The sequence below is a fragment of the Pseudomonas sp. 273 genome (genome assembly GCF_029201425.1).
GTDB lineage: Bacteria > Pseudomonadota > Gammaproteobacteria > Pseudomonadales > Pseudomonadaceae > Pseudomonas > Pseudomonas delhiensis.
This window is the reverse complement of the sequence record NZ_CP116775.1, coordinates 5648616-5671095: the sequence shown is the minus strand read 5'-3', so window position 1 is coordinate 5671095 and position 22480 is coordinate 5648616. Positions and strand designations below refer to the sequence as shown.

15 protein-coding genes and 1 pseudogene are annotated in these 22480 nt (G+C 70.5%); 7 read left to right on the top strand and 9 right to left on the bottom strand.

The genetic code is table 11. From position 1 onward, the window contains the following. Window positions 1–3 precede the first annotated feature (3 nt). From PKO50_RS25835 to PKO50_RS25820, 4 genes are all read left to right on the top strand, one after another. Window positions 4–2286, top strand: coding sequence for a DUF1631 domain-containing protein (locus PKO50_RS25835; protein ID WP_275627628.1), 2283 nt, complete (start codon window positions 4–6; stop codon window positions 2284–2286). 697 nt (window positions 2287–2983) lie between these two features. Continuing rightward, on the top strand, window positions 2984–3544 hold the full coding sequence (ampD, locus tag PKO50_RS25830) for a 1,6-anhydro-N-acetylmuramyl-L-alanine amidase AmpD (RefSeq protein ID WP_275627627.1): 561 nt from the start codon (window positions 2984–2986) through the stop codon (window positions 3542–3544). Beyond that, entirely contained in the window at window positions 3541–4380 is an 840-nt protein-coding gene (gene ampE, locus PKO50_RS25825) for a regulatory signaling modulator protein AmpE (protein ID WP_275627626.1), read from the top strand. Before ampD ends, ampE begins: the two co-directional genes overlap by 4 nt. A gap of 152 nt (window positions 4381–4532) precedes the next feature. Then, on the top strand, window positions 4533–6563 hold the full coding sequence (locus PKO50_RS25820) for a methyl-accepting chemotaxis protein (RefSeq protein WP_275627625.1): 2031 nt from the start codon (window positions 4533–4535) through the stop codon (window positions 6561–6563). A gap of 328 nt (window positions 6564–6891) precedes the next feature. Here the strand turns inward: PKO50_RS25820 and PKO50_RS25815 are convergent, their stop codons facing one another. After that, window positions 6892–7671, bottom strand: a complete 780-nt coding sequence (locus PKO50_RS25815; RefSeq protein ID WP_275627624.1) for a TatD family hydrolase — start codon at window positions 7669–7671, stop codon at window positions 6892–6894. A gap of 5 nt (window positions 7672–7676) precedes the next feature. Further along, on the bottom strand, window positions 7677–8669 hold the full coding sequence (gene cra, locus PKO50_RS25810; RefSeq protein WP_109934222.1) for a catabolite repressor/activator: 993 nt from the start codon (window positions 8667–8669) through the stop codon (window positions 7677–7679). Between the two features lie 228 nt (window positions 8670–8897). Here cra and ptsP point away from each other — a divergent pair, with 228 nt between their 5' ends. From ptsP to PKO50_RS25795, 3 genes are read left to right on the top strand one after another with little or no spacing between them, the layout of a single operon-like run. Next, on the top strand, window positions 8898–11774 hold the full coding sequence (ptsP, locus tag PKO50_RS25805) for a phosphoenolpyruvate--protein phosphotransferase (protein ID WP_275627623.1): 2877 nt from the start codon (window positions 8898–8900) through the stop codon (window positions 11772–11774). Beyond that, entirely contained in the window at window positions 11774–12703 is a 930-nt protein-coding gene (gene pfkB / locus PKO50_RS25800) for a 1-phosphofructokinase (RefSeq protein WP_275627622.1), read from the top strand. Before ptsP ends, pfkB begins: the two co-directional genes overlap by 1 nt. Before the next feature lie 48 nt (window positions 12704–12751). Further along, complete coding sequence (locus PKO50_RS25795) at window positions 12752–14488, top strand: PTS fructose-like transporter subunit IIB (protein WP_275627621.1); 1737 nt, start codon at window positions 12752–12754, stop codon at window positions 14486–14488. A 272-nt stretch (window positions 14489–14760) separates the two neighbouring features. Here PKO50_RS25795 and PKO50_RS25790 read toward each other — a convergent pair whose 3' ends face one another. The 7 genes and pseudogenes from PKO50_RS25790 to arnC form a co-directional block, all read right to left on the bottom strand. Continuing rightward, on the bottom strand, window positions 14761–16137 hold the full coding sequence (locus PKO50_RS25790; RefSeq protein WP_109934218.1) for a UDP-glucose/GDP-mannose dehydrogenase family protein: 1377 nt from the start codon (window positions 16135–16137) through the stop codon (window positions 14761–14763). A 17-nt stretch (window positions 16138–16154) separates the two neighbouring features. Continuing rightward, entirely contained in the window at window positions 16155–16601 is a 447-nt protein-coding gene (arnF, locus tag PKO50_RS25785; protein WP_109934217.1) for a 4-amino-4-deoxy-L-arabinose-phosphoundecaprenol flippase subunit ArnF, read from the bottom strand. Then, window positions 16598–16942: a 4-amino-4-deoxy-L-arabinose-phosphoundecaprenol flippase subunit ArnE gene (arnE, locus tag PKO50_RS25780; RefSeq protein WP_109934216.1), complete on the bottom strand. Its 345-nt coding sequence runs from the start codon at window positions 16940–16942 to the stop codon at window positions 16598–16600. Before arnE ends, arnF begins: the two co-directional genes overlap by 4 nt. After that, window positions 16939–18584 (bottom strand): annotated as a pseudogene (gene arnT / locus PKO50_RS25775) (lipid IV(A) 4-amino-4-deoxy-L-arabinosyltransferase). The gene arnE and the pseudogene arnT overlap by 4 nt, the downstream one beginning before the upstream one ends. Further along, a complete protein-coding gene (gene arnD, locus PKO50_RS25770) occupies window positions 18581–19462 on the bottom strand; it encodes a 4-deoxy-4-formamido-L-arabinose-phosphoundecaprenol deformylase (protein WP_109934214.1) in 882 nt (293 codons plus the stop codon). Before arnD ends, arnT begins: the two are co-directional and overlap by 4 nt. After that, window positions 19462–21465: a bifunctional UDP-4-amino-4-deoxy-L-arabinose formyltransferase/UDP-glucuronic acid oxidase ArnA gene (arnA, locus tag PKO50_RS25765; protein WP_109934213.1), complete on the bottom strand. Its 2004-nt coding sequence runs from the start codon at window positions 21463–21465 to the stop codon at window positions 19462–19464. Before arnA ends, arnD begins: the two co-directional genes overlap by 1 nt. Continuing rightward, the gene (gene arnC / locus PKO50_RS25760; RefSeq protein WP_109934673.1) at window positions 21462–22475 is read right to left on the bottom strand and encodes an undecaprenyl-phosphate 4-deoxy-4-formamido-L-arabinose transferase; all 1014 of its coding nucleotides are present in this window, start codon (window positions 22473–22475) and stop codon (window positions 21462–21464) included. The genes arnA and arnC overlap by 4 nt, the downstream gene beginning before the upstream one ends. Window positions 22476–22480 lie beyond the last annotated feature (5 nt).

Here is a 22480-nt window from a genome sequence, read left to right as displayed (position 1 = left end):
GCGATGCAGAACGACGCGAACGTAGTGCCGCTGAACAAGGCGGCCCAGGGCCAGTCGCCGACTGCTATCCCCGGGCGCCTGCCCGCGGCGCTGGTCAACGTCCGTGACAAGGCTTCGGTCCAGCTGCGCCAGGCCCTGCAGGTGCTGTTCGACAATGCCGACGACACCCTCTTCGAGATGGCCGACCGTGCCACCAGCAACGCCGAGCAGAGCGCCTTCTTCGAGGCCATGCGCGACCTGCGCCTGAAGCGCAAGGGCATCGAGCGCGGCTTCGTGCAGAAGTTCTTCGAGGGCTTCGCCAACCTCAACCAGTACCAGATCGGCAAGGCGCCCCAGCTGGACGCCGTCTCCTTCGACAACCTGTCGCTGGTACAGAACGACGAACTGGAAGAGACCGTGGCCATGGACGCCATGGTCGGCAAGGTGCTCAGCCGCGACGGCCTGGCCCTGGGCCACCTGACCACGCGCCTGAACACCCTGGTCAGCAACAAGGTCGAGGACAAGACCAACCCGCTCGGCCCGCGCCCGCTGTGCGAGGCCTTCCTCGAGGCCTGCCAGGGCCTGGGCGTGGAGATCAAGGTCAAGCTGATCGTCCTCAAGCTGTTCGAGAAGTACGTCCTTTCCGAGCTCGAGCAATTGTATGCCGAGGCCAACGAGATCCTCGTCGCCCACGGCGTGCTGCCCGAGCTGAAGTCCGCCCCCGTGCGCCGTCCGTCCCGTCCCGCCGCCGAGGCCCCGGCCAGTGGCGGCTACGCCGGTGCAGCCGCACAGGGCGCCGCCTCCGCTGCCTATCCGGATGCCGAGAGCCAGGAGGCCTTCGGCGTCCTGCAGGAGCTGATGTCCCAGGTCCGCGGCAGCCTGGCCGCGCGCCGCCAGGTGCCCGCCGACGCGGTGCCGATTTCCAGCAACGACCTGATGCGCCTGCTCTCGCACCTGCAGGACCACCTGCCGGCCCAGGGCATGGACGAGGTGGACGTGCGCCACCACCTGGACCACCTGCTCAACCGCGTCAGCCACAAGAGCGGGCGCTCGCGGGTGGTGGGGCAGGTCGACGAGGACGTCATCAACCTGGTGTCCATGCTCTTCGAGTTCATCCTCGACGACCGCAACCTGCCGGATTCGCTCAAGGCCCTGATCGGCCGCATGCAGATCCCGATGCTCAAGGTCGCGGTGCTGGACAAGACCTTCTTCAGCCGTGGCAACCATCCCGCCCGGCGCCTGCTTAACGAGATCGCCTCGGCGGCGCTCGGCTGGGCGGAACAGACCGACCTGCAGCGCGACAGCCTGTACCAGAAGATCGAACAGGTGGTGATGCGCCTGCTGAACGACTTCGTCGACGACACGGCGATCTTCGGCGTGCTGCTGGAAGACTTCATCGCCTACACCGGCGACGAGCGCCGCCGCAGCGAACTGCTCGAACAGCGCACCCGCGATGCCGAGGAAGGCCGCGCCCGTGCAGACGCGGCCCGGCGCGAGGTGGCGCTGGTGCTCAACCAGCGGCTGTTCGGCCGTACCCTGCCCGAGGTGGTGGTGCGCCTGCTGCGCGAGGCCTGGAGCAAGGTCCTGCTGCTGACCTGCCTGAAGCACGGCAGCGATTCGCAACCCTGGCGCGACGCCGTGGCGACCATGGACGACCTGATCTGGAGCGTCGAGCCCCACGAGGACCCGGAGTCCCGCACGCGCCTGCTGGAAATGGTCCCGCAACTGCTCAAATCACTGCGCGAGGGCCTGACCAGCGCGGCCTTCGATCCATTCTCCACCGGCGAGTTCTTCAGCCGCCTGGAGAGCCTGCACGTTCAGGCCTTCCAGCGCTTCAAGCAGGCGCAGGAAGCGGCGGCCGACGACGACCTGCTGGACGGCATCCCGCTGCTCGACGAACCCGTCGAGGCGCCCTTGGCGCAGGCCGGCAGCCAGCCGGAGATGGTCGCGGTGGTGGAAGAGATCGTCCTAGCGACGCCTGACGAGGAGCGTGCGCCGGAGCCGGAAGAGTTGCTGGCGGACGATGACGAGTCGCTGCGCAAGGTCGACGAGCTGCGCGTGGGCAGTTGGGTGGAAATCCACGAGGATGCCGAGCACAAGCTGCGCTGCAAGCTGGCCGCGGTGATCAAGCCGACCGGCCGCTACATCTTCGTCAACCGTACCGGCATGAAGGTGCTGGAGAAGACCCGCATGGGCCTGGCCGTGGAATTCCGCCGCAATGCGGTGCGCCTGCTGGACGACGCCCTGCTGTTCGACCGTGCTCTGGAGTCGGTGATCGGCAATCTGCGGCGGTTGAAGAACGCCTGAGCCTTCCTCCCCAGGGAGCACGCTCCGTGCTCCCGGTACCCTCATTTATCGCGGACAAGGCTCCTACGCAGCAGAAGCACCATGCCTCACAACAAACTGTAGGAGCGGGCCCTGCCCGCGATTCGCGCGCAGGGCGCGCTCCTACATGGATGCGGTGTCGGGGCAGCCCGTAGGAGCGGATCTCATCCGCGAATCGTGCCGATACCTCCGGTTACCGCGGACAAAGTCCGCTCCTACACAGCGGAAACGCCCTGCCTCACAGCAAACTGTAGGAGCGGGCCCTGCCCGCGATTCGCGCGCAGGGCGCGCTCCTACATGGACGCGGTGTCGGGGCAATCCGTAGGAGCGGATCTCATCCGCGAATCGCGCCGATACCTCCGGTTATCGCGGACAAAGTCCGCTCCTACACAGCGGAAACGCCCTGCCTCACAGCAAACTGTAGGAGCGGGCCCTGCCCGCGATTCGCGCGCAGGGCGCGCTCCTACATGGACGCGGTGTTGATGCAACCCCTAGGAGCGGATCTCATCCGCGAATCGCGCCGGCACCTTCGGCTATCGCGGACGGAGTCCGCTCCTACGGGAGTGCCATGCCTCGCGGTGGGCGGTAGAACCGCAAGGCCCCGACATCCCCCACAACAACCCCAATCGTTCTCTTCCGCCGCAAGCTGCTTTAGAGTGGGCCCAATCAAGGAGCCCCTATGCAGTTCGATCCCCGCAGCGGCTGGTGCCAGGGCGTCAGCCACTGTCCTTCGCCCAATTTCAATGCCCGCCCGGAGGGGGAGGTGGTCTCCCTGCTGGTGATCCACAACATCAGCCTGCCGCCGGGGCAGTTCGGTACCGGCAAGGTGCAGTGCTTCTTCCAGAACCGCCTGGATGCCGACGAGCACCCCTATTTCGCCGACATCGCGCAAATGACGGTGTCCGCGCACTTCCTCATCGAGCGCGATGGCAGCGTGTTCCAGTTCGTCTCCTGCAACGACCGCGCCTGGCATGCCGGCGTGTCGCGCTTCGAGGGGCGGGAGAACTGCAACGACTTCTCCATCGGCATCGAGCTGGAAGGCACCGACGATGAGCCCTACAGCGATGCGCAATATGCCGCCCTGGCGGCGCTGGGCCGGCAGTTGCTGCGGGCCTACCCGGCCATCACCGCCGAACGCATCCGCGGCCACAGCGACATCGCCCCGGGGCGCAAGACCGACCCGGGCCCGGCTTTCGACTGGCAACGTTTCCTCGCCGCTCTTTCCAAGGAGTCGACATGAGTTTCCTGGTACTGCTGCTGGCCCTGCTGGTAGAGAAGTTCTCCGGCTGGCGCGCGCGCCTGCAGAAGGATGGCGCCTGGCTCGCCTGGCTGGGTATGGTGCAGGGGCTGCCGGCCGTGGCGGCGCGGCCCTGGCTGGCGCTGCTGGTGGCCCTGCTCGGGCCCCTGCTGGTGCTGGCGCTGGTCCTGACGTTGCTGCAGCCGCTGGCCTACGGCCTGCTGGCGCTGCCGGTGCACCTGCTGGTGCTGGTCTGGAGCCTGGGCCGCGGCGACGTGCACCAGGCCATGGGGCCGTTCCGCGACGCCTGGCGGCGCGAGGACCTGCAGGGCGCCTACCACGTCGCCGAGCGCGACCTGGGCGTGCAGGCCGATTCCGATGCCGAGCTGTTCGCCCAGGTCCAGGGCATGCTGGTGTGGCAGGCCTTCCAGGGCTTCTTCGCGGTGATCTTCTGGTATGCCCTGCTGGGCCCGGCGGCGGCCCTGGCCTACCGGCTGCTGTCGCTGACCGAGGTGCACCTGGGCCGTACGTCGGGGCTCGGCGAGCGGGCCGCACTGCTGCGCCATGCCTTCGACTGGCTGCCGGCGCGGGCCCTGGCGCTGAGTTTCGCCTTCGTCGGCAACTTCGCCGCCGTGGCCCGGGTGCTGCTGCACCACCTGCTGGCCTGGGACGTCCCGGCGGCCCGCCTGCTGGCCCAGGCCGCCTGCGTCGGCGAAGACCTGTGCGATGCCACGCCCGGCCCGGCCGGGGTCGCCAGCCTGGATGCGCTCTGGCAGTTGCTGGTGCGGGCGGCGGTCTTCTGGTACGCGGCTTTCGCCCTGTGTGCGCTGTTCCTCTGAGTACCGCACGTCGCCACTGATGGCGTTTTAACCTTAAGTTACAGAACGTCCCGCCGATATCGGGTACACAGGAGCCTGCGCCATGCGCGGGCCCGGCGCCCCGCACCGGCCATCCCACACAAGAACAACAACGGGAACAGGAGACGTCTTACGTGAAGACCGTGCTCTATCCAGCTATCGCACTGATGAACCGCCTGAGCTTCGGCATGAAGTTCAGCCTCATCAGCGTGCTTTTCTTCCTGCCGATGCTGGTGACCAACTTCTACCTGGTGCGCGATTCCTACCGCCAGTTCGTCAGCACCCGCGCCGAGCTGCAGAGCCTGCAGCTGATCGCCTCGGGCATGCAGGTCCGCCGCGACGTCGAGGCCTACAACGACCTCCTGCAGATCAACATCGGCATCGGCCAGAGCCGTGGCACCGGCGACCTGGACAGCCGCATCGCCCAGTTGCAGCAACGCCTGCGCACCGCGGTTGCGGCCCTGCAACCGGTGGCGCGGGACAGCGAGCAGGTGGCAGCCTTCACCGCCAAGCGCGACGAACTGGTCGCCGCCCTCAAGGCCGTGGAGGCCGAGGGCTCGATGCAGAGCAAGGCCGGCATGGCCACGCACCTGCTGAGCAACGTGCAGATCTTCAACAAGCTGCTGGCCGCGCAGTCCGGCCTGAGCCAGGACGACAGCGCCGAAGTGCGGCAGATGGCCGAGCTGATCAGCAGCGTCACCCCGGCGGTCACCGAGACCATCAGCCGCGGCCGCGTGCTGGGCACCGCGGCGCTGGGCCAGGGGTTCCTCAATTCCTCCACCAGCAGCAAGCTCGACGACCTGCTGCAGGACCTGGAGAAGCTCCACGCCGAATATGCCCTGAAGCTGCAGGAAGTGCTCGGCGCCAGCGGCGCGGCGCAGCAGGCGCTGGCCGGCGACGCCGCGGCCAGCCGCGAGACGCTCAAGAGCCTGGGCAAGCTGGTCGAGGACAAGGTGGTGATGGCCGACGCCCTCGACACGCCCTGGGCGCAGTTCTACGAGCAGTTCAGCCAGGGCATGGACAAGACCTACCAGCTCGACGACAAGGTGCTCGGTTACCTCGACGGCCAGCTGCAGCAGCGCCTGACCGGCAAGCAGGCGCAGATGGTCCTGCTGGTGGTGGCGCTGCTGGTGGTGTTCCTCGCCATCGTCTACCTCTATGGCGGTTTCTACGTCTCCACCCGCTCCACGCTCAAGAGCCTGGGCGCGATGATGGAGCGCGTCGCCGCCGGCGACATGACGGTCAACTACCAGGCGCAGAGCCGCGACGAACTGGGCGAGCTGGGCCAGGCCTTCAACGAGACGGTGCGCCGGGTGCATGACCTGATCGAGCAGGTCGGCCGCACCGTGGCCGAAGTGGAACGGCAGACCGGCCGCGTGGAAGTGGTGTCGGCGCAGAGCAACCAGGCGGTGGCCGGCCAGCGCGACCAGATCGAGCAGGTGGCCACGGCGATGAACCAGATGGCCGCCACGGCCCAGGAAGTGGCGCGCAGCGCCGCCGCCGCCGTGGGCAGCGCACAGAGCGTGAACCAGGAGACGGTCAGCGGCCGCGACCTGGTGGAGTCCCAGGTCGGCAGCATCCAGCGCCTGGCCGCGGAGATCGACCAGTCGGTGGAAGTGATCAACCAGCTGGCCGCCGACAGCGCCTCCATCAGCCGAGTGCTGGACGTGATCAAGGGCATCGCCGAGCAGACCAACCTGCTGGCGCTCAACGCCGCCATCGAGGCGGCGCGGGCCGGCGAGCAGGGCAGGGGCTTCGCGGTGGTGGCCGACGAGGTGCGCACCCTGGCCAAGCGCACCCAGCAGTCCACCGAGGAGATCGAGCAGATGATCGCGCGCCTGCAGAACGGCGTGGGCGCGGCGGTCAAGGCCATGGGCAGCAGCCACCAGACCGCCGACGGCACCGTGAGCCAGTCGGCGCAGGTGCAGCAGGCGCTGGACAACATCCTCGGCGCGGTCGGCATGATCGTCGACCAGAACCAGCAGATCGCCGCCGCCGCCGAGCAGCAGACCACGGTGGCCCACGACATCGACCAGAACATCGTGCAGATCAACCAGGCCGGCGAACGCACCGCCCTGGGCGCCAACGAGACCGAGCGCGCCAGCCGCGAGCTGTCCGGGCAGGTGGTGGAGCTGAAGCGGCTGATCGGCGCCTTCAGGGTCTAAGGGGTTTTCGCCAGCAGCCCGGCCCCCGCGCGAGCGCAAGGACGCTTCCCCATCTCGCGGGTGCCGGGTTGTCGGTGAAAAGGATGTTGCCGGGAGCGTACGGCGTATGACGCTCCGCGTTATACGCCGTTTGGCCTGTGGCTCCGGTGTATCGGCGGATAACCGCGAACGGTTATGCGCCCTACGTTATGGGTGGGTCTGGTGTAGGGCGCATAACGCCTACGGCGTTATCCGCCGTCTGGCCTTGATTCCCGGCGGCTCCGGGGTTGACCTGGGCGTTGGCTAGGGCCTCGGTGTAACGGCGTACAACCGCGAACGGTTGTACGCCCTACGTCCACCCAAACACCTCCCCCGCATTCCGCGTACTAGCCTCCGCCAGTTCCTCCGCGCTCACCCCCCGCAACTCCGCCAGCGCCTCGCAGATCGCCGGCAGGTGCGCCGGGCTGTTGCGCTGGCCCGGGAACATCGCCGGGGCCATGTCCGGGGCGTCGGTTTCCAGCACGATCGAATCCAGCGGCAGCTCCGCCACCGTCTTGCGCAGGCGGTTGGCCTGCGGCCAGGTGGGCGCGCCGCCCAGGCCCAGGCGGAAACCCAGCCTGATGTACTCGCGGGCTTCCTCGCGGCTGCCGGCGAAGGCGTGGACGATGCCGCGGCGCGGCGGGCGGAAGCGCTTGAGGGTGGCGATCATCGCGGCGTGGGCGCGGCGCACGTGGAGCAGCACCGGCAGTTCGAAGTCGATGGCGATGCGCAACTGTTCCTCGAACAGTGCCTGCTGCGCCTCCCGGTCCAGTTCCTCGATGTAGTAGTCCAGGCCGATTTCGCCCACCGCGCACAGCTTCGGGTGGCCGGCCAGGCGCTGCAGATGCTCGCGCAGGTCGCGCAGGTGTTCGGGGCGGTGCTGCGCCAGGTAGATCGGGTGCAGGCCCAGGGCGGCGTAGAGCGCGTCGTTCCGCTCGGCCAACTGCAGCACCCGCTCCCAGTTCTCGCGGAACACCCCCAGCAGCACCTGGCGTTCCACGCCCAGTTCGGCGCAGCGTTGCAGCAGCGCCGGGCGGTCGGCGTCGAAGTCCGGGAAGTCGATGTGGTTGTGGGTGTCGACCAGGCGCATGGCGGTCACCCGGCGCGCAGCTTGAGGGTGCGCGGGATGGGGTGCACGCCGGGCCGGTAGTGCTCCTGCTCCACGGCCTCCAGGGCCAGTTCCAGGGCGCGGGTGGCGATCAGCGCGTGCTGCTGGGAGATGGCGTTGACCTTCAGCGGCACGAAGTCGAGCAGCTGGGTGTCGCCGAAGGTGCCCAGGCGCAGGTCGCGCGGCCAGCCGCCGGGCAGCGCCTGGAACACATCGAAGACGCCCTCCAGCAACACGTAGGAGGTGGTGATCAATGCGTCCGGCAGGTAGCCCAGGCGCTGCAGCAGGCCCTCCATCAACTGGCGGCCGCACTCGCGGCTGAAGCTGGCGCCCTGTTCGATGAAGCGCTCGCCGCGAAAGCCCCGCAGGGCCTGCTCGAAACCGGCGCTGCGTTCCTGGCTGATGATCAGCTCCGGCCGCGCCCCGATCAGGGCAACGTGCCGCGGGGCGGGTGCCAGCAGGGTGGCGGTGAGGCGCTGGGCGGCGTCGCGGTCGTCGCTGACCACCGAGCAGAAGCGCTGCGGGTCCAACTGGCGGTCGATGGCGATCACCGGCACGCCCTTGTCCAGCAGCAACTGGTGGCTGTCGTCGTCGGCCGGCAGGCAGCTGGCCACCACCAGCGCGTCGCAGCGCCGCGCGCGGAACAGGTTCAGGGCCTGGCGTTCGCTTTCCGGCTCGTCGTCGGAGCAGGCGATCAGCAACTGGTAGCCACGGGCGCGGGCGCCCTGTTCGAGCAGCTTGGCGATGCGGGCGTAGCTGGGGTTCTCCAGGTCCGGGAGGATGAAGCCGAGGGTGCGCGTCTGCCCGCGGCGCAGGCTGGCGGCCTGCTGGTCGGGGTGGTAGCCGTGGGCCTCGATCACCGCGCGCACGCGTTCCACGGTGGCCGCGCTGATGCGCCGCTGCACGGCCTTGCCGTTGATGACGTAGCTGGCCGTGGTCACCGAGACCCCGGCCAGACGGGCGATATCACTGAGTTTCAACGCATACCCCGGCACTGCTGACTGACAACTGGAGGCTTCCAAGGATCACGCATTATCGGGTAACGTGCCAGTCTCAATAGGTGAAACGATTCAGCAAAAGCTGTCCCCCTGCCTGCGGCCACTATGCTGGTCACCAGGGACAGCCTCGCTGTTCACCCCAACAAGCGGATAACCGCCCCGTTCCGGCAACCCGGTCCTCCTCCCGGGCGGGCCGGTGAGGAGAACGATGTGCTCGAACTGACCGCGCAGCAGGTCCGCATGCAACAGCGGGCCGCGGACAAGCCGGCCGCCCTTGAACTGCTCTGCCAGGCCCTGGAGGCCGACGGCCTGGTCGAACCGGGCTACCTCGCCGGGCTCGAGGATCGCGAGGCCCAGGGCTCCACCTACCTCGGCCAGGGCATCGCCATCCCCCATGGCACCCCGCAGACCCGCGACTTGGTGCGCCGCACCGGCGTGCGCCTGCTGCACTTCCCCGAGGGCGTGGACTGGGGCGGCGGGCAGATCGTCTACCTGGCCATCGGCATCGCCGCGCGCTCGGACGAGCACTTGAACCTGCTGCAACTGCTGACCCGCGCCCTGGGCGAGGGCGACACCGGCGCGGTGCTGCGCCAGGCGCAGGACGCCGAGCAGTTGCTGAAGGCGTTGCGTGGCGCGCCGCAGCCCCTGGCGCTGGACGCGCAACTGGTGGCCCTGGGGCAGGGCGCCGAGGACTTCGACGAACTGCTGCTGCTCGCCGCGCGCCGGCTGAAGGCCGCCGGCTGCGTGGAAAGCGGCTTCCTCGCCGCGCTGCAGCAGGGCGAGGCGCTGCCGCTGGGCGAAGGCCTGTGGTGGCTGGGCGGCGGGGAAAAGGTCAACCGCCCCGGCCTGGCCTTCGTCACCCCGCAGCGCGAGCTGCAGCATGCCGGCCTGCCCCTGCGCGGGCTGTTCTGCCTGGCCGAGCGCGGCGACGCCGCACGCGCTGCGCTGGAGCGCCTGTGCGACCTGCTGGTGGACGGCCGCGGCAGCGAGCTGGCGCGGGCCGCCTCGGTGCGCGCGGTGCTGGAGGCCCTGGGCGGCGAACTGCCGGTGGACTGGCCGAGCCTGCGCGTGCCCCTGGCCAACCCCCACGGCCTGCACGCGCGGCCCTCGCAGGTGCTGATGCAGATGGCCCGCGACTTCGACGGCGAGATCCGCGTGCGCATCGCCGACAGCGACGCCGTGCCCGTGTCCATCCGCAGCCTGAGTAAGCTGCTCAGCCTGGGCGCGCGGCGCGGCCAGGTGCTGGAGTTCTTCGCCGAACCGGCGATCGCCGAGGCGGCCCTGCCGGCCCTGCGCGAGGCAGTGGAGCAGGGCTTGGGCGAGGAGGTCCTGCCGCTGGCGGAAGCGCCCGTGGAGCCCGAGGCGCCCGCCGCGCCGGAAGCCCCGCAGCCCGAGCCGGCCCGGGGCGAATGGCTGGCCGCCATTGCCGCCGCGCCGGGCATCGCCAGCGGCCCGGCACACCTGCAGGTGGAGCCGACCTTCCGCTACCCGGCCCGCGGCGAATCCCCTGAGATCGAGGCGCAGCGCATGGCCGAGGCCAAGGCTGCCATCGCCACGGAGATCGAGGCCCTGGTGGAGAGCAGCCGCAGCAAGGCGGTGCGCGACATCTTCGTCACCCACCAGGCCCTGCTCGACGACCCCGAACTGGGCGCCGAGGTGGCCGTGCGACTGGCCGACGGCGCCAGCGCCGAAGCGGCCTGGCACGCGGTGATCGAACAGGCCGCCAGCCAGCAGGAGGCCTTGGGTGACGCCCTGCTCGCCGAGCGCGCCGCGGACCTGCGCGACCTCGGCCGCCGGGTGCTGGCGCGCCTGTGCGGGGTGAGCCTGCCCGCGGAGCCGGCGCAACCGTACATCCTGGTCATGGACGAGGTCGGCCCCTCCGACGTGGCGCGCCTGGACCCCGAACGCGTGGCCGGCATCCTCACCGTGCGCGGCGGCGCCACTTCCCACAGCGCCATCATCGCCCGCGCCCTGGGCATTCCCGCCCTGGTCGGCGCCGGCGAAGGGCTGCTGGCGCTGCCGCCGGGCACGCCGTTGCTGCTCGACGGCGAACGCGGCCGCTTCGTGGTGGCGCCCGCGGACGAAGTGCTCGAACAGGCCTTGCGCCAGCGCGAGGAGCGCCTGCGCCACCAGGCCCTGGCCGAGGCGCGCCGCCACGAGCCGGCGCGCACCCGCGACGGCCATGGGGTGGAAGTCTGCGCCAACCTCGGCGACAGCTCCGGCGCCGCCCAGGCGGTGGAACTGGGCGCCGAAGGCGTGGGCCTGCTGCGCAGCGAATTCGCCTTCCTCGACAGCCCGCGCGCGCCGGACCTGGCGGCCCAGGAAGCCGAGTACCGCCGCGTGCTCGACGCCCTCGGCGGCCGCCCGCTGGTGGTCCGCACCCTCGACGTGGGCGGCGACAAGCCGCTGCCGTACTGGCCGATCGCGGCCGAGGCCAACCCCTACCTGGGCGTGCGCGGCATCCGCCTGACGCTGCAGCGCCCGCAGATCTTCGAGACGCAGCTGCGCGCCCTGCTGCAGGCCGCCGCCGGCCGGCCGCTGCGGATCATGTTCCCGATGGTCGGCCAGGTCGAGGAGTGGCGCCAGGCGCGCGACCTGGCGCTGGCCCTGCGCGAGGAGTACGACTGCGCCGACCTGCAGCTGGGCATCATGGTCGAGGTGCCCTCGGCGGCGCTGCTGGCGCCGGTGCTGGCGCGCGAGGTGGACTTCTTCAGCGTCGGCACCAACGACCTGACGCAGTACGCCCTGGCCATCGACCGCGGCCACCCGACGCTGTCCGCCCAGGCCGACGGCCTGCACCCGGCGGTGCTGCAACTGATCGACATGACCGTGCGCGCCGCCCATGCCCACGGCAAGTGGGTGGGCGTGTGCGGCGAGCTGGCCGCCGACGCCCAGGCGCTGCCGGTCCTGCTGGGGCTGGCGGTGGACGAGCTGAGCGTGTCCGCGCGCAGCATCCCGCTGGTGAAGCAGGGCGTGCGCGAGCTGGACATGGGCCGGGCCCGCGAACTGGCCAGCGCCGCCCTCGGCCTGGCCTCGGCGGCGGAGGTCCGCGCCCTGGTGGCGCGGGCGCTGGGGGAGGCACGCTGATGGCGCGCATCCTCAGCCTTACCCTGAACCCGGCGCTGGACCTCACCGTGCGCCTGCGCAGCCTGGAACTGGGCGCGGTGAACCGCAGCGAGGCGGTGCTGGCCCAGGCCGCCGGCAAGGGCCTGAACGTGGCCCAGGTGCTCGCCGACCTCGGCCATGAACTGAGCGTGGGCGGCTTCCTCGGCGCCGACAATGCCGAAGCCTTCGAGGCGCTGTTCCGCCGCCGCGGCTTCCGCGACGCCTTCGTCCGCGTGCCGGGCGAGACGCGCAGCAACATCAAGCTGGCCGAGCGCGGCGGGCGCATCACCGACCTCAACGGTCCGGGCCTGGAAGTGGACGCCGCTGCCCGGCAGCGCCTGCTCGACGGCCTGGACGAACTGGCCGCCGGCCAGGACCTGGTGGTGGTGGCCGGCAGCCTGCCGCGCGGCGTGGAGCCGCAGTGGCTGGGCGAGCTGCTGCGACGCCTGAAGCACCTGGGCCTGCGGGTGGCCCTGGACAGCAGCGGCGAGGCCCTGCGCCAGGGGCTGGCGGCCGGGCCCTGGCTGGTCAAGCCGAACGCCGAGGAGCTGGCCGAGGCCTGCGGCCCGGCGGGCGAGGGTGGCCTCGATGCCCAGGCCCGCGCCCTGCGCGCCGGCGGCATCGAGCACCTGGTGCTTTCCGAGGGCGCCGAGGGCGTGCGCTGGTACGGCCCGGAGGGGCTGTGGCAGGCGACGCCGCCGAAGGTCGAGGTGGCCAGTACCGTGGGCGCCGGCGATTCGCTGCTGGCGGCGATGGTCGACGGCCTGCTCGCCGGCCGGCCCGCCGAACAGGTGCTGCGCCAGGCCACCGCGGTGGCCGCCCTGGCGGTGACCCAGTTCGACTTCGGCATCGCCGACCGCGAGCGCCTGGCCCGCCTGCAGGCGCAGGTGGCGGTGCGCGCGCTGGATTGATTCGCCCGCCCGGCTGCGTCGGGCGGCGCCATGACAAGAGGTACCACGATGAATCTTGCCCTGATCACTGCCTGCCCCAATGGCCAGGTCACCAGCCTGCTCAGCGCGCGCCTGCTGCGCGCCGCCGCCGAGCGCCTGGGCTGGTCGGTGTGCGTCGAGAGCAACCAACCGCAGCGCCCCGAGGCGCGCCTGAGCGCCGAGCAGATCGCCGCCGCCGACCTGGTGCTGGTGGTCAGCAGCCAGCCGCTGGAGCTTTCCCGCTTCGCCGGCAAGCGCCTGGTCCAGGCCCGCCCGGCCGAAGCCCTGGCGGAACCGGCGGCCTTCCTCCAGCGCGCCGCCGCCGAGGCCCGGCCCTGGCAAGGTGCCGCCGAACCGCAAGCCGAGGCCAAGGCGGTGCGGGTGGTGGCGGTGACCGCCTGCCCCACCGGCGTGGCGCACACCTTCATGGCCGCCGAGGCGCTGCAGCAGGCCGCCGAACGCCTGGGCTGGCAACTGCGGGTGGAAACCCAGGGCTCGGTGGGCGCGCGCAACCCGCTGTCGGCCGAAGACATAGCCGCCGCCGACGTGGTGCTGCTGGCCGCCGACATCGAGGTGAACGCCGAGCGCTTCGCCGGCAAGCGCATCTTCCGCTGCGGCACCGGCGTGGCGCTGAAGCAGCCCGAAGCGACCCTGAAGAGGGCCCAGCAGGAAGGCACTGCGGAAAGCACCGTCGCCGCCGCTGCGTCGAAGCCGGCCAAGGGCGAGGCGCGCGGGTTGTACAAGCACCTGCTGACCGGCGTGTCCTTCATGCTGCCGATGGTGGTGGCCGGCGGCCTGCTGATCGCGCTGTCCTTCGTGTTCGGCATCGAGGCGTTCAAGCAGCCGGGCACCCTGGCCGCGGCGCTGATGCAGATCGGCGGCGAGAGCGCCTTCAAGCTGATGGTGCCGATGCTCGCCGGCTACATCGCCTGGTCCATCGCCGACCGCCCGGGCCTGGCGCCGGGGATGATCGGCGGCCTGCTGGCCAGCAGCCTGGGCGCGGGCTTCCTCGGCGGCATAGTCGCCGGCCTGCTGGCCGGCTATTCGGCGCGGGCGGTCAGCCAGTGGCTGAAGCTGCCGCAGAGCCTGGAGGCGCTCAAGCCGATCCTGCTGATCCCGCTGCTGTGCAGCCTGTTCACCGGGCTGGTGATGATCTACGTGGTGGGCAAGCCGGTGGCCGGGCTGATGGGCGCGCTGACCGACTTCCTCGCCGGCATGGGCACGGCCAACGCCATCCTCCTCGGCCTGCTGCTCGGCGGCATGATGTGCGTGGACCTCGGCGGGCCGATCAACAAGGCCGCCTACGCCTTCTCCGTGGGCCTGCTGGCCTCGCAGAGCTACGCACCGATGGCGGCGACCATGGCCGCCGGCATGGTCCCGCCGATCGGCATGGGCCTGGCCACCCTCCTGGCCCGGCGCAAGTTCGCCCGGAGCGAGCGCGAGGCCGGCAAGGCGGCGCTGGTGCTGGGCCTGTGCTTCATCTCCGAAGGCGCCATTCCCTTCGCCGCCAGGGACCCGCTGCGGGTGCTGCCGGCCAGCGTGGTGGGCGGCGCGCTGACCGGGGCGCTGTCGATGTACTTCGGCTGCAAGCTGCTGGCGCCCCATGGCGGGCTGTTCGTGCTGCTGATCCCCAATGCGATGAACCACGCGCTGATGTACCTGCTGGCGATAGTCGCGGGGAGCGTGGTGACGGGGGTGATTTATGCCGTGCTCAAGCGGGATGAGGTGCAGGGGATGGTGGGGGTGCCGGAGCGGGCTGCTGAGTGATTCCGTTGGGCAATGCACCGGTGCCAGTTCCAAGAGCGCCCTCTCCCTAACCCTCTCCCTGAAGGGAGAGGGGACCGTTCGGAGTGCTCGGATATTTCAGAGTCAGCCGGCAGCTCTGCAGTTTCCGGCTAAAACCATGCTCATCTCGGCACGGACAAGCCCCCTCTCCCTTCAGGGAGAGGGCTGGGGAGAGGGGGCGGAGTCAACCTGCTACACCACAGCCCCCGGGAAACACGGTTCGCGAGCAAGCTCGCTCCTACGAAGAGCCGCTCTCAGGCACTGCGCCGCAACGGCTGCTCCTGCGCCGGCACCGGCAGCCGGTGCGAGTCGCCGCGGCCCATGGCGAAGTACTCGAAGCCATAGCGCGCCATCCGTTCCGGATCGTAGAGGTTGCGCCCGTCGAAGATCACCGGGGCCTTCAGGCGGCTGGCCAGCAGTTCGAAGTCCGGCGCCTTGAACTGCTGCCACTCGGTGCAGACCACCAGTGCATCGGCGCCGCCCAGGGCCGCCTCGGGGGTGCCCATCAGCGTCAGGCGCTCGTCGTGGCCGTACAGGCGCTGGGCCTCGGGCATGGCCTCGGGGTCGAAGGCGCGGACCTTGGCCCCGGCCGCCCACAGCGCTTCCATCAGCGCGCGGCTGGGGGCGTCGCGCATGTCGTCGGTGTTGGGCTTGAACGACAGGCCCCAGAGGGCGAAGGTGCGGCCCTTGAGGTTGCCGCCGAAGTAGGCGTCGATGCGTTCGAACAGCTTGTGCTTCTGGCGCTGGTTGATGGCCTCCACCGCGCGCAGCAGGTCGCTGGAGCAGTGGGCGTCGTCCGCGCTGTGGATCAGGGCCTGGACGTCCTTGGGGAAGCAGGAGCCGCCGTAGCCGCAGCCGGGGTAGATGAAGTGGTAGCCGATGCGCGGGTCGGCGCCCATGCCCTGGCGCACCGCCTCGATGTCGGCGCCCAGGTGTTCGGCCAGTTCGGCTATCTGGTTGATGAAGCTGATCTTGGTGGCGAGCATGCAGTTCGCGGCGTACTTGGTCAGCTCCGCGCTGCGCAGGTTCATGCACAGGATGCGCTCGTGGTTGCGGTTGAAGGGCTCGTAGATCTCGCGCATCACGTCCAGCACCTCGGCTCGCTCGCAGCCGATGACGATGCGGTCCGGGCGGCGGCAGTCGGCCAGGGCCGAGCCTTCCTTGAGGAATTCCGGGTTGGACACGATATCGAAGTCCAGGCTGCGGCCATGCTGGCTCAACACCTTGTGGACGTGCGCCTTGACCAGGTCGCCGGTGCCCACCGGCACCGTGGATTTCTCGACGATCACCACCGGCGCCTTGCGGTGCAGGGCGATGCCCTCGGCCACCGCGAACACCGCGGCCAGGTCGGCCGAGCCGTCGGCGCGCGGCGGCGTACCCACGGCGATGAACTGCACCAGGCCGTGGGCCGCGGCGACTTCCACCTCGCTGGTGAAGCGCAGGCGGCCGGCCTCCAGGTTCTCCTTCACCAGCTCGGCCAGGCCGGGTTCGTAGATGCTCACCTGGCCGCGCTGCAGCTTGGCGACCTTGGCCTGGTCGATGTCCATGCAGACCACGTCGTGGCCCACTTCGGCCATGACCGCGGCCTGCACCAGGCCGACGTAGCCGATCCCGAATACACTGATTTTCATGGTGGTGTCCCTAGTGGTTACAGGTGGTTCGAGGGCGCCGGCCCGGCGCTGGAGCCAGCATGCCGCTGCTTCGTTACGGTTCTCTTGCCGCGCGGCGCGTTGATGGCCAGCACGCCGGCGATCACCAGGGCCACGCCCAGGGCGCCGCGGGTGCTGGGTGGCTCGCCGAAGCCGGGCAGCGCGGCCGCGCCCAGGTAGACCAGGGCGTAGCTGATGCTCAGCAGCGAATAGGCGCGGCCCAGGGGCAGGTGGCGCAGGGCGCCCAGCCAGCACAGCAGCGACAGCGCGTAGGCCAGTACGGCGGCGGCGAGCACGCCCAGCAGCGGCAGGGGGTGGCTGCCCGGCGCTTCCAGCCATTGCTCGGGCTCGGGCAGCCGCGCCATGGCCCAGCGCATGCCCAACTGGGCAGCGCTGACCAGGGCCACGCTGCCCAGGGCCAGGGCGAAGCCGCGGACCCGGCTCATGCCTGCAGCCCCAGCAGCGCCACGCCGCCGACGATCAGGGCGATGCCCAGCCAGTGGCGCGTATCGACGTGCTCGCCGAACAGCAGGCGCGCGGCCAGGGTGACCAGCACGAAGTTCAGGCTCAGCATCGGGTAGGCCAGGCCCACCGGCAGGCGCTGCAGCACCAGCAGCCAGAGCAGCAGGGCCGCGCCCAGGCAGGCCATGGCCAGCAGCAGCCAGGGCGACAGCAGCTTGCCCGTAAGGCTGAGGCTGCGTTCGCGCCAGCCCTCCACGGCGAGCTTCTGGGCGACCTGGCCGAGGCAGGTGAGCAGGCACACGGCGGCGAGCAGCGCGGCGGTCATGGCGCGGCCTGCGGGATCAGCAGGAAGACCAGGTGGTTCTCCCGGTAGCTGGTGGCGTCCCGCGGCATCAGCGCCAGCTCGGCTTCGTCGCCGGGACTGTTGACGCGCAGGATCACCCCCACCAGGCCCTGGTGGCGCGCCGCGGCGAGCCAGGCGGGGAACTGTTCGAGGCCGATGCGCCGGCCACTGGCGTCGGGGTAGCCGAGGCCGTATTTCAGCTCGCCCTCGGTGTTGAGCAGGAACACCTCGCTGCGCCCGGTGCGCCAGGCCAGTGCCGAGGCGGCACCCAGGTCGTTGCTCAGCAGGGTGGTGGCCGTGCCCAGTTCCTCCAGGTGCTGGGCGATGAACTGGTCGGGCATCTTGCTGTTGACCATGCGCTCGGGCAGCGCCGCCGGCGCCGCGGCCACCAGCAGCCAGGCAGCCAGCGCCGGGGCTGCCCACAGCTGTTGCGGGCGCAGCCACTGCAGGGCACCGCACAGGGCCCAGAGGGCGCAGACCAGGCCGACCAGCAGCAGGCTCGGCAGTTGCTGGTGGTACAGCGCTTTCTTCGCCTGCAGGAACACCAGCGCGGCCAGGCCGAGCAGGCCCAGCAGCAGGTTCAGCGCACCGTTCAGGCGCAGCGCCCCTAGGCGTCCGCGCTCCAGGGCGCTGGCCAGGGCATCGGCCATCAGCAGGGCCAGCGGCGCGAAGCAGGGCATGATGTAGGTCGGCAGCTTGCCCTTGGCCAGGCTGAAGAACAGGAAGGGCATCAGGAACCACAGCAGCAGGAATACCGCATGGGGCTCGCGGCGTGCCTGCCAGCCGCGCTGGAAGGCGGCGGGGACGAGCAGCGTCCAGGGCGCCGCGCAGGCGAACAGCAGCGGTACGAAGAACCAGAACGGCCGCGCATGCTGGGCGTCGCTGCCGGCGAAGCGCTGGATGTGCTCGTGCCAGAAGAAGAAATGCCAGAAGTCCGCTTCGCGCAGGTGCACCGCCAGCGCCCAGGGCAGGCTGGCCAGCAGCGCCACCAGCACCGCCAGCGGGCCGAGCAGGAACAGCTCGCCCAGGCGCCGGCGCCACAGCGCATAGGGCAGGGCCACCAGCACCGGCAGCAGGCCGGCGAGGAAGCCCTTGGTCATGAAGCCCATGGCGCAGGCCACGCCCAGCAGCACCCAGGCGCCCAGGCGGGCGCGGGGGCTTCGGCCTCGAAGGCGAACCACAGGGCGAACAGGCTCAGGTTCACCCACAGGGTGAACTGCGGGTCGAGGTTGGCGTAGCCGGCCTGGCCGGCGATCAGCGCGAAGCTGGCGTAGAGCAGCGCGGCGGTCCACGCCCGGCCCGGCTGCGGCCACAGCCGCCGGGCCAGCAGCCAGACCAGCAGGGTGCTGCAGGCGCTGACCAGCACCGAGGCGACGCGCACGCCGAACAGGTTCTCACCGAACAGCGCCTGGCCCAGGGCCACCAGCCAGTAGCCGGCGATGGGCTTCTCGAAGTAGCGCAGGCCGAGGAAGTGCGGCGCCACCCAGTCGCCGCGCTGCAGCATTTCCTGGGCGGCCTGGGCGTAGCGCGCCTCGTCGGGTATCCACAGGCCGTGCAGGCCCAGCGGCACCAGGAAGAACAACAGCAGGACGGCCGCGGCCAGCAGCCCGTAGCGCCGGCTCATCGCTGCACGCCCAGCCAGCCTTCGCGGCCCGCCAGGCTGCCGCGGCGCAGTTCGCCCAGCGGCAATGTCGCCGGGTCGGCCGGCAGCAACTGGCCGAGGGGGTGGAAGTGGATGCCGCCCTCGCGAGCATGGCCCAGCAACTGGCGGAAGGCATCGGCCATGACGATGCCTTCCACCTCGGCGTGCACGGTGTAGACGTTCAGCGCCTGCGGGCGGAACCGGGTCATGATGAAGTCGTTGAAGGCGCCGGCGAGGACCGCCGTGCCCACCACCTCGTCGAAGGTCGGCAGGTCCACCGGCACCTGCGGGGTGCCCGGGCGGCCGTCGGCCAGGCGCGGGCGGAACGGCGCGCTGCCGCGGCAGTCGCTGTTGTAGCGGAAGCCGAAGGCCTCCTTGGCCTGCACGGTGCGCTCGTCGGCGCGCCAGCCGGCCACCGCCGAGCAGTCCACGCGGCGGCCGAGGATGTCGCTCAGGCTGTCCACGCCCAGGGCGATCTGCCGGTGCAACTGCTCGGCGCTCCAGCGCCCGGCGTTGGCCTGCCAGCCGTGGTGGTCCCAGGCGTGCAGGCCAACCTCGTGGCCGGCCGCCTGGGTGCGCCGCATCAGCGGGCCGAGGTCGCGGCCGATGGGCCGGCCGGGCCAGGCGGTGCCGGCCAGGAGGATGTCCCAGCCATACAGGCTGGCGGCCTTCGAGCGCAGCATCTTGCCCAGGAAGCGCGGCCGCGCCAGGCGCCACAGGTGGCGGCCCATGTTGTCCGGGCCGACGCTGAAGAAGAAGGTCGCCCTGATCCCGGCCTCGTCGAGCATGTCGAGCAGCCGCGGCACGCCGTCACGGGTGCCGCGGTAGGTGTCGACGTCGATGCGCAGACCGGCCTGCATCAGCTGGCGAGCCTCGGCTTGCCGGCCTGCCGCTGTTCGGCGATGGCCTCGCACAGGAAGAAGTCGAGGGTCTTGGCGATGGTCTCGCGCAGGGGCACGCCCGGTTCCCAGTCCAGCAGGCGGCGGGCGTTGTCGATGCTCGGCTTGCGGTGCGCCACGTCCTGGTAGCCGTCGCCGTAGAAGCTGCGGCTTTCCACCTCGCGGAAGCCGGCGAAGGGCGGGAAGTGCGCACGCAGCGGGTGGGCCTCGAACTGGCGCAGCAGTTCCTCGCCCAGCTCGCGGATGCTCGCCTCGTTGTCCGGGTTGCCGATGTTGACGATCTGCCCGTCGCAGCGTCCGCCTTCGTTGTCGACGATGCGCGCCAGGGCCTCGATGCCGTCGTCCACGTCGGTGAAGCAGCGCTTCTGCGCGCCGCCGTCGACCAGGCGGATCGGCGTGCCTTCCACCAGGTGCAGGATCAGCTGGGTGATGGCCCGCGAGCTGCCGATGCGCGCCGAGTCCAGGCGGTCCAGGCGCGGGCCCATCCAGTTGAACGGGCGGAACAGGGTGAAGCGCAGGCCCTTCTGGCCGTAGGCCCAGATCACCCGGTCGAGCAGCTGCTTGGACACCGAGTAGATCCAGCGCTGCTTGTTGATCGGCCCCACCACCAGGTTCGAGCTGTCCTCGTCGAAGCTGGCGTCGCTGCACATGCCGTACACCTCGGAGGTGGACGGGAAGATCACCCGCTTGCCGTACTTCACGCAGTAGCGGACCAGCTTGAGGTTCTCCTCGAAGTCCAGCTCGAACACCCGCAGCGGGTTGCGGGTGTATTCGATGGGGGTGGCGATGGCCACCAGCGGCAGCACCACATCGCACTTCTTGATGTGGTACTCGATCCACTCGCTGTGGATGCCGATGTCGCCCTCGACGAAGTGGAAGTCCGGGTTGCTCTTCAGCCGCTCGATGGCGTCGGAGCCGATGTCCAGGCCGTAGACCTCGTAGCCGCCGTCGCGCAGCAGGCGCTCGGAGAGGTGGTTGCCGATGAAGCCGTTGACGCCGAGGATCAGCACCCGCGTCTTGCGCCTGGGCTTGGCCAATGCATGCAGCCGCGAACCCGCCACCAGGCCCATCTCGCGGGCCAGTTGCGGGCCGGCGAGGTAGAGGCCGGCGTCGCCCTGCTGGCCGGCGACTATCTCCAGGCTGTCTTCGCCGCAGGCGATGCGCAGCGGCTCCACGCCCAGCACGGCGCCGGCCGGGCGGCCCTGGTTGCCGGGCACCACCTTCGATTGCCAGACGATCAGCTTGCGCTCGCCCACCGGGGCGAAGGCGCCGGGGTAGGGCTGGGTCACCGCGCGCACCAGGTTGTGCAGCTCGCGGGCCGGGCGGCGCCAGTCGAGCAGGCCGTCGGCGGGTGTGCGGCGGCCGAAGTAGCTGGCCTGGTTCTCGTCCTGCTCGCGTTCGACGAAGTCGCCTTCGCGCAGCGCCGGCAGCACCCGGCCGAGCAGCTCGGCGGCGCACTCGCGCAATTTTCCGTGCAGGCTCAGGGCGGTGTCGTCCTCGTCGATGGCGACGCGCTGCTGGGCGACGATGGCGCCAGCGTCGGCGCGCTTGACCATGCGGTGCAGGGTCACGCCGGTCTCGCTCTCGCCATTGACCAGCACCCAGTTGGCCGGGGCGCGGCCACGGTAGCGCGGCAGCAGCGAGCCGTGCAGGTTGAAGGCGCCACGGCTGGCGCAGGCCAGCAGTTCGTCGCCGAGCAGGTGGCGGTAGTAGAAGGAGAAGATGTATTGCGGTTGCAGCTCGCGGATGCGCGCGACCCACAGCGGGTGGTTGACGTCCTCCGGGGCGTGCACCGGGATGCCGCGCTGTGCGCACAGCTGCGCCACCGAGCCGAAGAAGCGGTTCTCCCGCGGGTCGTCGGCATGGGTGAAGACCGCGTCGATCTGGTAGCCGGCGGCCAGCAGGGCTTCGATGCCGGCGCAGCCGATGTCGTGGTAGGCGAATACGAGGGTCTTGGCGCTCATTGGGCGAGGGACTCGACGACAGGGGAAGGGGAGATCGACGCGGTGCCGGCGGTGGGCAGGGCGGCACCGCGCGCCACGCGCTCGATGAAGAAGCGCGGGCGGGCGCGCACGTCGTTGTACATGCGGCCCAGGTACTCGCCGAGCAGGCCCATGCCCACCAGTTGCGCGCCGGTGAAGATGAACAGGATGGCGAACAGCACGAACAGTCCGTCGCCGGCCCAGGCCGCGCCGAACAGCAGGCGCAGCACCAGCAGCAGGACGCCGAAGGCCACGCCGGCCACGGCCATGCCGCCGCCGACCAGGCTGAGCAGGCGCAGCGGGCTGGTGGTCATGCAGGTGACCAGGTCGAACATCAGGTTGATCAGCCGCAGGAAGTCGTACTTCGACTCGCCGTGCTCGCGCTCGGCGTGGCCGACGACGATCTCGCTGGTGTGGCGGGCGAAGCCGTTGGCCAGGATCGGGATGAAGGTGCTGCGCTCGCGGCAGGCCAGCATGGCCTTGACGATGCCGCGGCGGTAGGCGCGCAGCATGCAGCCGTAGTCGCTCATGGCCACGCCGGTGGAGCGCTGCACGGCCAGGTTGATCAGCCGCGACGGCCAGCGGCGCAGGGCCGAGTCCCGGCGGTTGCCGCGCACCGTGCCGACCACGTCGTAGCCCAGCGCGGCCTGCTCGACCAGGCGCGGGATTTCCTCCGGCGGGTTCTGCAGGTCGGCGTCGAGGGTGATCACCAGGTCGCCGCGGCACTGCTCGAAGCCGGCCATGATCGCCGCGTGCTGGCCGTAGTTGCGGTTGAGGATGACCGCCAGCACGTGGCTGCCGGGGGCCTCGGCGGCTTCCAGGATGAGCTCGGCGGAACGGTCGCGGCTGCCGTCGTCGACCAGCACCAGCTCGTAGGCGCGGCCGAGCTGGCGGCAGGCCGCCTCGGTGCGGCGCAGCAGCTCGGGCAGGCTGGCTTCTTCGTTGTAGACCGGAATGACCACGGAGACGCAGTCGATGGCGTAGGGTTTCACGGGGT

Excerpts from the sequence above, each read along its gene's own strand:
- PKO50_RS25835 (WP_275627628.1), top strand. The coding sequence starts at position 4 with ATGCAGAACGACGCGAACGTAGTGCCGCTGAACAAGGCGGCCCAGGGC.
- PKO50_RS25815 (WP_275627624.1), bottom strand. The coding sequence starts at position 7,671 with ATGCGCCTGGTCGACACCCACAACCACATCGACTTCCCGGACTTCGAC.
- PKO50_RS25795 (WP_275627621.1), top strand. The coding sequence starts at position 12,752 with ATGAATCTTGCCCTGATCACTGCCTGCCCCAATGGCCAGGTCACCAGC.
- arnE (WP_109934216.1), bottom strand. The coding sequence starts at position 16,942 with ATGACCGCCGCGCTGCTCGCCGCCGTGTGCCTGCTCACCTGCCTCGGC.
- PKO50_RS25790 (WP_109934218.1), bottom strand. The coding sequence starts at position 16,137 with ATGAAAATCAGTGTATTCGGGATCGGCTACGTCGGCCTGGTGCAGGCC.
- ampD (WP_275627627.1), top strand. The coding sequence starts at position 2,984 with ATGCAGTTCGATCCCCGCAGCGGCTGGTGCCAGGGCGTCAGCCACTGT.
- pfkB (WP_275627622.1), top strand. The coding sequence starts at position 11,774 with ATGGCGCGCATCCTCAGCCTTACCCTGAACCCGGCGCTGGACCTCACC.
- arnF (WP_109934217.1), bottom strand. The coding sequence starts at position 16,601 with ATGAGCCGGGTCCGCGGCTTCGCCCTGGCCCTGGGCAGCGTGGCCCTG.
- arnA (WP_109934213.1), bottom strand. The coding sequence starts at position 21,465 with ATGAGCGCCAAGACCCTCGTATTCGCCTACCACGACATCGGCTGCGCC.
- ampE (WP_275627626.1), top strand. The coding sequence starts at position 3,541 with ATGAGTTTCCTGGTACTGCTGCTGGCCCTGCTGGTAGAGAAGTTCTCC.
- arnD (WP_109934214.1), bottom strand. The coding sequence starts at position 19,462 with ATGCAGGCCGGTCTGCGCATCGACGTCGACACCTACCGCGGCACCCGT.